General features: G+C 69.3%; 12 protein-coding genes and 1 pseudogene. 6 read left to right on the top strand and 7 right to left on the bottom strand.

All coding sequences use genetic code 11. The features are described from left to right. Positions 1-35 precede the first annotated feature (35 nt). From ACWFR4_RS36690 to ACWFR4_RS36700, 3 genes and pseudogenes are all read right to left on the bottom strand, one after another. Positions 36-833 (bottom strand): SDR family NAD(P)-dependent oxidoreductase, encoded by a 798-nt coding sequence (locus tag ACWFR4_RS36690; RefSeq protein ID WP_453656162.1) that lies wholly within the window; start codon positions 831-833, stop codon positions 36-38. Positions 834-838: 5 nt separating this feature from the next. Next, positions 839-2848: an aldehyde dehydrogenase family protein gene (locus ACWFR4_RS36695; RefSeq protein ID WP_453656163.1), complete on the bottom strand. Its 2010-nt coding sequence runs from the start codon at positions 2846-2848 to the stop codon at positions 839-841. A gap of 100 nt (positions 2849-2948) precedes the next feature. Beyond that, positions 2949-3020, bottom strand: a pseudogene (locus ACWFR4_RS36700) (hypothetical protein); the annotation flags it as partial. A 125-nt stretch (positions 3021-3145) separates the two neighbouring features. Here ACWFR4_RS36700 and ACWFR4_RS36705 point away from each other — a divergent pair. Then, the gene (locus ACWFR4_RS36705) at positions 3146-4573 is read left to right on the top strand and encodes an amidase (RefSeq protein ID WP_453656164.1); all 1428 of its coding nucleotides are present in this window, start codon (positions 3146-3148) and stop codon (positions 4571-4573) included. A gap of 23 nt (positions 4574-4596) precedes the next feature. After that, complete coding sequence (locus tag ACWFR4_RS36710) at positions 4597-5364, top strand: FadR/GntR family transcriptional regulator (RefSeq protein ID WP_453656165.1); 768 nt, start codon at positions 4597-4599, stop codon at positions 5362-5364. 83 nt (positions 5365-5447) lie between these two features. Here the strand turns inward: ACWFR4_RS36710 and ACWFR4_RS36715 are convergent, their stop codons facing one another. Then, complete coding sequence (locus ACWFR4_RS36715) at positions 5448-5822, bottom strand: hypothetical protein (protein ID WP_453656166.1); 375 nt, start codon at positions 5820-5822, stop codon at positions 5448-5450. Positions 5823-5895: 73 nt separating this feature from the next. Next, positions 5896-6834 (bottom strand): zinc-binding dehydrogenase, encoded by a 939-nt coding sequence (locus tag ACWFR4_RS36720; protein ID WP_453656167.1) that lies wholly within the window; start codon positions 6832-6834, stop codon positions 5896-5898. A 123-nt stretch (positions 6835-6957) separates the two neighbouring features. Here ACWFR4_RS36720 and ACWFR4_RS36725 point away from each other — a divergent pair, with 123 nt between their 5' ends. Together ACWFR4_RS36725 and ACWFR4_RS36730 are read left to right on the top strand one after the other, a co-directional pair. After that, positions 6958-7569 carry an acyl-CoA-like ligand-binding transcription factor gene (locus tag ACWFR4_RS36725; protein WP_453469260.1) on the top strand — a complete coding sequence of 204 codons (612 nt, stop codon included), beginning with the start codon at positions 6958-6960 and terminating at the stop codon, positions 7567-7569. A 700-nt stretch (positions 7570-8269) separates the two neighbouring features. Further along, positions 8270-8698 carry a hypothetical protein gene (locus ACWFR4_RS36730; protein ID WP_453656168.1) on the top strand — a complete coding sequence of 143 codons (429 nt, stop codon included), beginning with the start codon at positions 8270-8272 and terminating at the stop codon, positions 8696-8698. 149 nt (positions 8699-8847) lie between these two features. On the opposite strand, the gene ACWFR4_RS36735 is transcribed toward ACWFR4_RS36730, so the two are convergent. Then, positions 8848-9210, bottom strand: a complete 363-nt coding sequence (locus ACWFR4_RS36735; RefSeq protein ID WP_453656169.1) for a hypothetical protein — start codon at positions 9208-9210, stop codon at positions 8848-8850. A gap of 159 nt (positions 9211-9369) precedes the next feature. Here ACWFR4_RS36735 and ACWFR4_RS36740 point away from each other — a divergent pair, with 159 nt between their 5' ends. Beyond that, positions 9370-10020 (top strand): hypothetical protein, encoded by a 651-nt coding sequence (locus ACWFR4_RS36740; RefSeq protein ID WP_453656170.1) that lies wholly within the window; start codon positions 9370-9372, stop codon positions 10018-10020. Between the two features lie 414 nt (positions 10021-10434). Next, positions 10435-11502, top strand: a complete 1068-nt coding sequence (locus ACWFR4_RS36745) for a hypothetical protein (RefSeq protein WP_453656171.1) — start codon at positions 10435-10437, stop codon at positions 11500-11502. 123 nt (positions 11503-11625) lie between these two features. Here the strand turns inward: ACWFR4_RS36745 and ACWFR4_RS36750 are convergent, their stop codons facing one another. Next, entirely contained in the window at positions 11626-12024 is a 399-nt protein-coding gene (locus ACWFR4_RS36750) for a VOC family protein (RefSeq protein ID WP_453656172.1), read from the bottom strand. Positions 12025-12075 lie beyond the last annotated feature (51 nt).

Here is a 12075-nt window from a genome sequence, read left to right on the forward strand (position 1 = left end):
ACCGAATGGGTGGCGGGCCTTCGCATGGCGAACTGTCAGCTGGGGGGCGTATAGCGTCCGTCGATCGCCGTCCAGCCTCCGTCCACGAAGAGCTGGCTCCCCGTCACGAAGGACGACGCGTCCGACGCCAGATAGACGACGGCGCCGGCCAGTTCGTCGGGCCGGGACCAGCGGCCCAGGGCGCTCTTGGACGCGTAGGCATCCGACCACTCCGGCACGGACCTGATCTGCGCTGTCAGCGGTGTGTCCACGACCCCCGGAGCGACGGCGTTGACCCGCACGCCCGACGGGCCCAGCTCGGCCGCCGCGGTGCGCAGCAGTTGGACGAGGCCGGCCTTCGTGGCCGCGTACACGCCCTGGCCCGGCTCGACCGCCACCGAACGGATCGAGCTGAAGCCGATGATGCTCCCGCGGCCGCGTTCGGCCATGCCGCGGCCGAACGCCCGCACGAGGTCGAAGGAGGCGCGCAGATTGAGCGACACGACTCGGTCGAACTCGTCCGTCGTGTAGTCGAGCAGATGCTTGCGCACGTTCGTCGCGGCGGTGAAGACGAGCACGTCGACGGCGCCGAGCTCCTCGGCGGCGCGCGCGACCGCCTCGCCGTCCAGCACGTCGAGGGCGTACGCCGACATCTCCTTGCCCATCGACGCCGTCTCCGCGGCGGCCTTCAGGTCACGGTCGGCGCACACCACCGTGGCGCCGTGCGCGGCGAGCGCCAGGGCGCTCTCGCGGCCGATTCCGCTGCCGGCGCCCACCACGACGGCCTTGCGGCCGTCGAGCCGGAACAGACGAGAGTAGCTGCCCACCGCATCGGTGTGGTCGTTCTCTTGCATGGTCCTCACGGCTTCTTCGTCGTCGGGCGGATCACTGCCATACGGGTCACGGTGAGCTCTTCGATGGCGAACCTCGGGCCTTCCCGTCCGGCCCCGGAGTCCTTCACACCGCCGTACGGCATGACGTCGGAGCGGAAGCCGGGAACTTCGTTGACGACCACTCCGCCCACCTCCAGGCGGTCGAGAGCGGCGAACGCGGTGTCGAGGGCGCTGGTGTAGACGCTCGCGTGCAGTCCGTAGCGCGAGTCGTTGACCAGGTCGAAGGCCGTCTCCAGATCGGGGACCGAGCGGATCGCGACGACAGGGCCGAAGACCTCCTCGTCCCACAGGGGGAGGCCGCGGTCCACGTCGAGCAGCACGGCGGGCTGGATCACCCCGTCGGTGACCTTGCCCCCGGCCAGCAGCGACGCGCCCGCCGCCACCGCCTCCTCCAGCCACGCGCACACCCGCTCGGTCGACCGTTCGTCGATGAGGGCCGAGACACGTGTCTGCGGATCGCGGGGATCGCCCACGGTCACCTCGGCCACCCGCTCCTTCACGCGGGCCACGAACTCCTCGCGCACGGCGTCCACCACGACGACCCGCTGCACGCTGATGCAGGCCTGGCCCGACGCGTAGAAACCGCCGCGCACCACCGCGTCGGCGGCGGCGTCGAGGTCGGCGTCGGCGGCCACCACCAGGGCGGCGTTGGAGCCGAGTTCGAGCAGCACCTTGGTGGGGGCCGCGTCCTTGGCGATCCGGTGACCCACGGCGGCTGAGCCGGTGAAGGACACCGCTCCGATCCGGCGGTCGGTGGTCAGCGCGGCGCCGACCTCAGGGCCGCCGGTCACCAGCTGCACCGCGGCCTGCGGCGCGCCGCAGGCGAGCAGGGCCTCGCGGAGGAGGTGCACCAGCCAAAGGGTGGCCAGCGGTGTCTGCGGCGCGGGCTTTGCGATGATCGGGCAGCCCGCGGCAAGGGCGGGCGCGATCTTGTGCGTGGCGAGCAGCAGCGGGTAGTTGAAGCCCGCGATGCCCACCACGACGCCGATCGGCTTGCGGGTCCAGAAGCCGAGCAGCCCCTCGCCCGACGGCAGCAGGTCGAGCGGCACCGTCTCCCCGTGCAGCCGGGCCACTTCTTCGGCCGCGGTCAGCAGGGTCAGCAGGGTGCGGTCCACCTCGACACGGCAGTCGATCTGCGGCTTGCCGGTCTCCAGGACCAGGAGCTGCTCGAAGTCGTCGCGGCGGGCGGTGACCGCTTCGTGCGTCGCGAGCAGCGCCGCTCGGCGGGTGTGCGAGGGGAGTCGGCCGACCTGGTGGCGGACCGCGACCGCCGCGTCCAGGGCCTGGCGCGCGAGGTCGGTGTCCCCGACCGGCGCCGAGGCGACGAGGGTCCCGTCGTAGGGGAAGCGGACGTCCTCGGCGGCGGGGGCCGCCACCCAGGTGTCGCCGATGGGAAGGCCCTCGGGGAACTCCTTCACCAACGGGCCTTCGTCGCTGGTGGGTTTGACGTGCGTAGTCACAGTCTGTACTCCCGGTTGAGGTCGGCCGCCGTCACTCCGGACAGTGCCTTGCCCAGAGTCGGCACGGCGGCGATCAGCCTGCGTGTGTGGGGGATCCTCGTAGACCTCCTGCGTGGCTCCGGACTCCACGATCTGCCCGTCGTGCATGTGTGCGACCCGGTCGCACACATGACGTACCACGGACAGGTCGTGGGAGACGAAGACCAGCGTCAGGGACAGCTCGTCGACGAGGTCGGCGATGAGGTTGAGCACCTGTGCCCGTACAGACACGTCGAGGGCGCTCACGGGCTCGTCGGCCACGATGATCTTCGGGTGGGGGGCGGGGGCGCGCGCGATCGAGATGCGTTGGCGCCGGCCGCCGGAGAACTGGTGCGGATACCGGTTCGTCGCGTCTGCCCGCAGGCCGACCGCCTCGAGGAGTTCGGCCACCCGCTCCCGGGGGTTCTCGTGCCCCTGCGCGACGAGCGGCTCGGCCACGATGTCGCCCACGCGCATCCGTGGGTCGAGCGCGCTCATCGGGTCCTGGAGGACGAGTCGGAGCCGCTCGCGGACGAACCGGAGCTGTCTCTCCCCGGAGCTTGGTGATGTCCCGGCCGTCGATCTCGACGCTGCCGCTGGAGGGACGGTCGAGCCAGGCCAGGATCCGCAGCAGGGCCGACTTGCCGCAGCCCGACTCGGGGTCATGCACGCCACCCTTTCGCCGTAACTGGCCTGACCAGTAAGCTCACTTGCCAGGTACCGTGACGACTGAAACTGTCGCTGTCAAGGGGCGCCTACCTCAGGCATCGCGAGCGAAGGAGAGTGCGGGTGCTCATGGAACAGAGCCTGGCCGCCATGTCGGCCGTCGAAATGGTGGCCGGATTCGCAGACCGCACGTTGTCGCCGGTCGACGTCCACGACGCCGTCCAGTCGGTTATCGAGGCACGTGAGGGTGTGCTCAACGCGTTCTGGGTGCGGGACCCGGACGAGTCCCGCAAGGCGGCTCAGGCCAGCGAGGCCCGATGGGCGGCGGGCGAACCGTTCGGGCCGATCGATGGCGTGCCCGTGACGCTGAAGGAGAACGTCGCGCGTAGGGGCGTACCCATGTCCGCGGGCAACGCGGGGGCCGAGCCGGTCGTCCCCGATGCGGACGCGCCCATCACCGCTCGGGTCCTCGAATCCGGCGGAGTGGTCCTCGGATCGACCGTGATGCCCGACTGGGGCATGCTCTCCTCGGGAGTCTCCAGCCGGCACGGCATCACCCGCAGCCCCTGGAACTCCGGCTGGACGACGGGCGGTTCGAGCTCCGGCGCGGGCGCCGCGGCCGCCGGGGGGTACGGGCCGCTGCACGTCGGCACCGACATCGGCGGATCGATCCGGCTGCCGGGCACCTGGCTGGGCCTTGCCACGCTCAAGCCCAGCTACGGGCGCATCCCGCTGGACGCCCCGTACCAGGGGCGCTGCGCAGGCCCCCTGACGCGCACCGTGGCGGACGCCGCCCTGCTCATGCGGGTCCTGAGCCAACCGGATCCCCGGGACTGGTCGAGCCTGCCGCCGCAGGACATCGACTGGTCGGCCCTGGACGTCGAGGTCCGCGGACTGCGCGTGGGGGTGCAGCTCGACGCCGGGTGCGGGGAGCCGGCCGACGCGGAGACCGTCGCCGCGGTGCGGCGTGCCGCCGAGGCCTTCGAGGCCGCGGGAGCCGTCGTGGAGCCGCTCGGGCCGTTCATGACCCAGGATCTCCTGGACGACCTGGATCTGTTCTGGCGGGTGCGGTCCTGGAACGACTTCCGTGCGCTGACGCCCGCAGCCCGCCGGCGTGTCCTGCCCTACATCGTCCAGTGGTGCCAGGAAGGCGCGGACGTGCCGGGCACGAAGGTGCTTCGGTGCTACCAGCAGATCATGCGGATCCAGGAGCAGACCGTGGCGGCGACGCTCCCGTACGATCTGGTGCTCTCGCCGACCGCTCCGGTGGCGGCGTTCCCCGCTGATCAGCCGATGCCGTTCATGGGGGACGGCAAGACCATGCACCACATCGGATTCACCGCGCCGTACAACATGTCGGGGCAGCCTGCCGCGACCGTCAACTGCGGCTTCACGAAGGACCGTCGGCCCATCGGGGTGCAGATCTCGGGTCGCCGCTTCGACGATCTCGGAGTTCTGAGGGCGGCGGCGTGGTACGAACGGAACCGTCCTGCCGGGGCGGTTCCGCACTGGCCGGACAGCGTCCCCGGGACGCCCACGGGGGAGAGGACGACATGAACCACGCTCAAGGGAAATCAGCCGTGAGCAACGGGGCACAGTTCCGGCAGGTAGCGCCGGTACGGCTCTACCAGCGCATCGTTGAGCAGATCGAGCAGGCGATCACCCAAGGTGACCTCAAACCCGGTCAACGGCTGCCGAGCGAGCGCGAGTTGGTGACACAGTTCGGGGCGAGCCGGCCCACCGTGCGGGAGGCCTTGCGGGTGCTGGAGAGCAACGGACTCGTCCGCTCGCGCCCGGGTGACCCGAACGGCCCGGAGATCCTGCCGTTCTCGCCGGCCGGCCTGACCAAGGAGATGACCCGGCTCGTCCAGTTCGACAACGTGTCGATGGCCGAGTTGATCTCCTTCCGCATGATGCTCGACGGAACGGCGAGCTCGCTGGCGGCGCGGCTGCGGTCCGAGGAGGAACTGTCCGCCATGGAGCGGACGCTCGCCGTCATGTCGGACGCGATCGAAGAAAGCTACGAGGAGTTCAGCAAGGCCGATGTCGCCTTCCACGAGGCGGTGGCCGTGGCCAGCCGCAACTCTCTCATCGAGGTGTGCAACCAGGTCGTCAGGGGCGCCGTCCTCTCGCTGATCTCGGACAAGGTCTCTCACGCGAGCAACAGCAAGGCGCTCATGCGGGAGTCGCTCCATCACCATCAGGAGGTGCTGGAGGCGATCCGCGTACGGGACGGCCTGGCGGCGGCACGCCTCTCACGGCGCTCGCTCTACGACTACTACGCGGGCTACGTCCCCGAGGACGAACAGGGGCTGCTGATCGCGCTCGTGGACGACGAAGACGCCTGAGTTTTCCTTTGTCCCGCCCCCCGGAGGTGTTCTCCGGGGGGCGGCGTCTTCTGCCTCTGGATATGAGATGCAGTCAGACTGGCTCAGGGCACGGGAGTTCCCAGATGCCACGAGGCGATGATGATCAGCTTCTTCGTCTGCAGCACGCCAACACCTTTGCGGCGCAGGCGATTCGCCACCTTCTTCCCCACCACATCATCCCGGAGCGGGCCGTCGTCGACTTCGAGTGCCGGGCGTTGACCCTGCCCGAGTAGTAGACACTGCTGGAACGCGTTCGTCACTGCTTCGAAGGAGCGGCGCTGGCCACCGGCACCGAACTGACCGTCGAGGCCCCAGAGCCGCCCGTACGAGCCGCTCGTGCAGGACGACGCACTGGCCGCAAACTGGACTGCTGCCATGGAGAGGTTCGGGCGGGACACCACCTCGGGTGTCCGCCTGGGCGGCGGTTCGACCGACATGGGCAACGTCAGCCAGGTGTGGACGGCGCAGGCGGCGCAGCGGCCGTCGCGCCTGATGCACTCGGTCCGACTGTCACTCGTAGACGGCCACCAGCCGGCCGATGACTTCGCCGCGTTCGAGCCTGCCGATGCCTTCGCCGATCTCGTCGAAGCCGATGGGGGTGATGCGGGAGGAGACCTTGCCTGCGGCGATGAGGTCGAGGACGGCCTGACAGTCCTCGGCGGTGCCCGCCTGCGAGCCGATGAGGGTCACCTGGTTGAGGGTGAGCGTCTGGAGGTTGATGGTGCCCTCGCTGACCCCGAGGCCTACCTGGACGACCTTTCCGTCACGGCGCACAGTCTCCACTGCCGCTGCGGTCGTGGTGCCGAATCCGGCGAAGTCCACGACGACGTCGAGCTTCTTGTCGGCGAATGCGGAGATGTCCGTCGCGACATCCGTCACCCCGAGCTCCTGGGCAAAGGCGTGCACCTTCTCGTTCTTCTCCGCGACGTACACCTCGGCACCCACGCCGAGCGCTACCTGTGCGCCGAGCGAGCCGAGGCCGCCGAGACCGATGACGCCGACCTTGGTACCGGCAGTCACGCCGCCCTGGACGATCACCGCGTGGTACGAGGTGAGGCCGGCGTCGGTGGCCGCGGCGGCCTGGTCCCAGCCGATGCCGTCGGGCAGGGGGACCACGAGGTCCTCGCGGACGGCGACCTTCCGTTGGAACCCGCCGTTCGAGGAGGTGCCCGGGCCCTCGATCGCGGCCGGGATCGCGACCCGGTCGCCGACGGAGAAGCGCGTCACGCCGGGGCCGGTGGTGGTGACGACCCCCGCGATCTCGTGTCCCAGGGTGATCGGCCGGAAGGGGAGCAGGGGCGTCAGGGTGCCGTCCAGGAAACCGACGTCACTGTGGCAGAGGCCCGCCGCCTTGACGTCGATGAGGATCTCGCCCGGGGCCACGTCCGGTTCAGGGATCTCGTTGCAGGTGAGGGGCTTCCCGACCTCGGTGAACTGCCATGCCTTCATAGTGCTTCGTTCCTTTGGTGCTGCGTGTGGCGCAATCCGCGCCTGGTCGGTCGCGGTGCGGTAGCCGCGTCCACAATAATGGTACTCGGTTCCGAAAATACGGCCAGAGGAGGACGAGCCCGTATGTGTGCAGTCAAGCGGGGGCGGGGGCGGCCACCGGCGTCGTCGCGGCAGAAGGTCGAAGAGGTGGCCATCGCCCTGTTCCTTGAGCACGGCTACGCCGGTACGAGCATCGCGGCGATCATCGAGGCGTGCGGAGTCAGCAAGACGACGTTCTTCCGCTACTTCGCGGCGAAGTCGGAGATCATCTGGTCCGCGTTCGACGAGCACACACATGCCCTGCGCCGGCTGCTGACGGAGGCGGAGCCCGATACGCCGGCCATGACGGTGGTCCGGTCGTGCGTCGTCGAGGCATTGCGCACCTCGGTCGACGAGCGGGGAATCTGGATGAAGCGGTTCGTCATCCTCGACGAATCACCGGAACTCCGTGCCGAGGAGTCGGCGCAGTGGATCAGCTGGGCCGAGGCAATCGCCGAGTATGTGGCCGCGCGCACGGGCGCGGAGGGCGCCGACTTCAAACCGGCCAGCATCGGAGGCGCGGTCCAGGCGGGGTTCCTCGCCGTTCTGCGCAGCTGGAAGACGTCGTCGACGCCGGCTCCTGAACTTCTGCGCAGTCTCGACGAGAACCTCGTCCCTCTGTGCGAGGTCCTGCAGGCATGGCTTGATCAGGAGTAGGCCGGGGCGGCGGCCCTCCACCTCCGCACGCACACTCAGCCCACAGATCCGGCTCCTGCAGCGCCGGGCCGGATCCCACTGTCCGCTCCGCGATGAGCGCGAGACCAAAGGACGAGCAGAGCGGTGAACGGCACAGCGCGCCGGCTCTCGGGGCACTGACCGACGGGTCGGCTCCGGGAGCCGACGGAGCCATAGAAGGTGCTGGACTCAGCCGGGCAGGCGGTGGCCCACACCTCCGACGGAACCTCACGTGCGGTGGGAGGGTTCGGCCAGTGACGGCGTAGCCGCGGTACCCGTCGATGCTTGCAGCGCCGGATGAGCCAGGTCAGCGCACGGCAGCGGGCGGCGTCGTTGCCCCTGTTTCTGCAGTTCTGCAGGGTGAATCATGGGCACTGCCTGTGTAGTGGTTGGCGGTATGAAGGCCGGGTACTCGGGGTGCACGTTAATGGTGGTGAGGCAGAGGGTCGCCCGGCGGCGTACAAGGTGATCCTCGATTCCGGTGAGGAAGGCCGTCCCCGAGATCAACCGTTTAACCCAGTCCCTGTCCCCGTCGTTGGCGGTCTGCCGTGATCGCGGTGGGTGATCTCCTCGGCTGGGCCGGCCCGATTGCGTCCGGCCTCAGCCTCTCGGGCTACGAGAGCAATGCCCGCGCAGTATCGAGCGGCCTCCGGAGCCCCGGATGGGAAGGTGGATTCAAACGATGGCGCGGATCTTCGTTGATGGCGATGACTTGGTTGTGCGTCTGTCATGGCGGGAAAAGGCAGCCGCTCGTCACCGCAATGTGCGCGCACCGCTGACCGCGGTGAGCCGGGTGACGGTCGAACCCGACTGGTGGCGGGCCCTGCGCGGTGTCCCACATAAAGGCGTTTGGATTCCAGGGACCTGGTGCATCGGCACGCGCAGCCACCAAGGCGGGATGGATTTCGTGGCCATACGGTCCGGCAGGCCTGTCGTGTGCGTCGAACTGCGGACCTCTTCCCCTTCCCCCTTCAGCCTCCTCGGCGTCTCTGTTCCCACCCGTGCGGAAGCCACCAACACGGCACAGGCGATCTGCGGAAAGGCACCGGAGATCGACACATCCACGCCCTGGCGGCAGCCGCTTCCGGTCCCCGAGGAGAACTCTGCCTGAGCAGCGGACGGCAGGTTGCCGGAGAGACGTCGCCGATGAGCTCGTCGACGCTCAGCTCATCGCAGTAGTCGCGAGTCTCGCTGTATCGGGTGCGGCCTCGTGTTGCACAGGGCTCTTTTGATGTGGCCAGACGTACGCCGAGCAGGTCCTCATTCCTTGTGATCCGTCGAAACCAGCCACCGCCAGCGCAGACGTTCCGCGACGAGGCTCGCCGTGGCCAGCAGCGAAACGAGGACTGCTGCCCAGACGGGCCATGCCAGCCATGCGGAAATTACGGCCGCGCCAAACTGAAGCAGTACCAGCAGGATCGTGACCGAGCCCGGCACCGGGATGAGTACCTGCGCCTTGTCGCCGGGGGTTGAGAAGACGGTGGGAAGGCCGATCAGAATCGTCACAGCCAGGACAGCGAGCAGCCAGGACTGTCCCCACAGCGCCCATGGGGTGGCCACCCAGGCGATGAGCTCCGTGGAAAAGCGCAGGGCTGACGCAATGCGGTCGTCCGGTCGTTCCAAAATTCCCCCCAAGTAGCGATGACAGCCACCGTCGGACGATGTCACGGCGCTGGATCGGCCGGTACTGATTCGGTGACCTGGATGCACAGACTGGCCGACGAGGAAGAGCGACGCTTCCGGGCTGTGTTGTTCAGTGGATGTTGTTCAGTGGACTTGGCAATGAGATTGCCGACCGAGGACTGGGGCACCAACGCCACGAGCTCGGGCTCACAGGTCGACCGGACAGTGTCCAAGACGCTCCAGGCCCAGTACGCGGAGTACCAGGCCTCACTCAAGCTGCGCGGCCTGAACGGCTTCGGCAGGCTCACGGCGCGCAACTACGACGAGTACCTGCTCAAGCAGTACCTCCAGCCGTCCGCCACCGCTTACCTGGCGGACCTCTCCGACGCCGACCGTACGACGTATCTGGCCGCCAACACGTTCATCACCTGGTCCGCCGGCAAGGCCACCTTCGCCTGGGACGACTTCCTCACCCACGTCGGCGCACGCAAGAAGTCCGCCCCGGCTTTCGATGCCTTCGACCTGTCGGCGGGGGAGAACAACGAGTTCGGCGCGGGCGCCACCCAGTCCCGCCACTTCACGGAGTACAGCCTCAAGAACGACACAACAGGCGTCACCAGCAAGCGGCTTGAGAGCGACATCCCCGAGAAGCTCGACCTGATGAACCCGATGTACCACCTCGCGAAGAAGAACGCGGGCCGCGCCAGGCACTGGTGGATCCGCCTCGGGGACGAGGGCCACGGCGCGAACATCGACGCCGCCGACTTCATCACGTGGATCGCCAAGGTGACGGGGCACAGGACGAGGTAGCCACTCAGCCGCAGGGCGGTCCGCCTGGCGGCCATGTCCAGGGCGATGAGCAGAGCCGCGCGTGACTGCCGGTACAAGGTCTCCATCGCCGCTGCGGCCGGGGCCCCCGTCGCCCGGGCCGGACATGTGGCGGCGTGGGCCACGCCCCTTTGCCAGCAGGCGGCTTCCTCCGAACCGCCCCGGGACCGCGGCTCCCGTGCGGGTGCCGTCTGCCCGGGGCGGAGGAGCCGTCGACTGCGACGCCTCGCGGGCCCGTCACAGGCCGTTCAGCGGTCCCGGTCGCCAGCGGGACGGCCTCTGCGCCGGCCGGGCGCCATTGTGGTGCCGTGATGCCGCGGGTCCGGAGAACCGCGCCCCGTCCGCCGCGCGTCCCCACCGGGAACGGACCGGAACGTACAGAAGGCTCGCCCCACGATGCGCACCACGGAGCACGATCGCACGCCGCCGCTGACCAGCGCGGATGCACAACGCGGCGTCACCGCCACGGTGTTCGCCGTCCTGCGGCGGCACCGGGGGACTCTGGCGAGTGCGACGGCACGCGTCGTCGGCCTGTCCGGACTGACCGGGCTGCTGACGACGGCCGCGATATTCGCGCTCGCCTGGCCTGTCTTCACCCGGATGCGGAACCAACGCATCTGGTACCACCACGTCGAGGACCCCTACCTGCACGACCACACCGATCTGGCACTGGTCGCCCTCGGTACGTTCCCGCTCTTCCTGCTCCTCCTCGGCACAGGCAGCGCGGCCCTGCAGAGTGTGTGCTCCGGGGCCGTCAAAGCGGGGACTCAAGTGCCCTCGGAGAGAGACGGGTCGCGTGCCGCGCTCGCCACGCGGCTGCGACCGGTGCTCGCCGTGTACATGCTGCGCGGCCTGGTCGTATGGCCCCTGCCGCTACTCGCAGTCGTCGCGGCACAGAGTCTCACCGGCAGTCAACTCGACACCCCGCAGCCCCTGGCCCCCGGATCGTGGCCCCACACACTCGTCGCCAGCTCCCCGACGGCGGCGGCGTTCGCCGCTGTGCTGCTGCGCCTCGCCCTCACCCTTGCCCCGGCCGCCGCGGCCGACGGGCTCGGACCCTGCGCGGCCCTGCGCCGTTCCTGGTCGCTGACGTGGACGCGCGCCGGAGGGCCCCGCGTCCTCGCCCTCGCGCTGCCGCTGGCCGTGCTCGCTGCTGGGACGCTCCGGCTCGTGGTGCAGCTCGCCCTGCCGCTGCGCCCCCTCGTGCGAAACGTCCTCGAACAGGCCACGGGAAACTTCTTCGCCGCCTACTACGCCGGCATCCTCGCCCCCGTCATCGTCGGCACCCTGGTCACCGCGGCCGTGACCCTCCCCCTCGCGAGCACGGCTTTCGCGGTCCTCCACAATCGCCTGCTCTCGCGCCGTACCTCCGACGTGCCGGGAACACCGGATTCCACCCCCGACGTCTCAAGCCGGCCCGGAACCGGGATCCGGCGCGGGCCCCCGGGGTGCTCGTGCTCGTAGCGGATGACCTCACGCAGCCGGTTGAGCCCGCGGCGGACGAGGATTCGGTGGACGGCGCCATGGTGATGCCGTGCAGTCGCTCCAGGGGTCCCAGGGCTCCCACGCCGGCAGCTGTGTCCGGCGTCAACGAGCGAACTTCGCGATGGCGGCCGGGGTGACCGGGGTGAAGAAGTTGACGAGGTTGCCGTCAGGGTCGCGGAAGAGCAGTGCGCGGTTGCCCCAGGGCATCGTGGTGGGCTCGTTGACGAAGTCGGAGACAAGGCCGGTCAGGTTCCCGTGCACGCGGTCCACGTCGTCGACGAGGAACTCGATGATCACGCTGTGGTTGTCCGCCGGGCGGGCGGAACCCGGAACGAACAGCGGGACGGTGCGGGTTCCGGCGATCGCGAGGGTGGCGCTGGGGGATTTGAGTTCGGCGAAGTCCTTGGTGGCCCAGGTCGCCGGCACCCCTGTGGCCTTCTCGTAGAACTCGACGAGGCGCGCGACGTTGCTGGTGATGATGCGGATCGAGACGAAGTCCATGGTGTTCTCCCAGGTTGGTGGAGCCGCTGTCCTTCGCAGGCTAGGACGAAT

It is taken from the genome of Streptomyces sp. NPDC055140 (genome assembly GCF_053607285.1).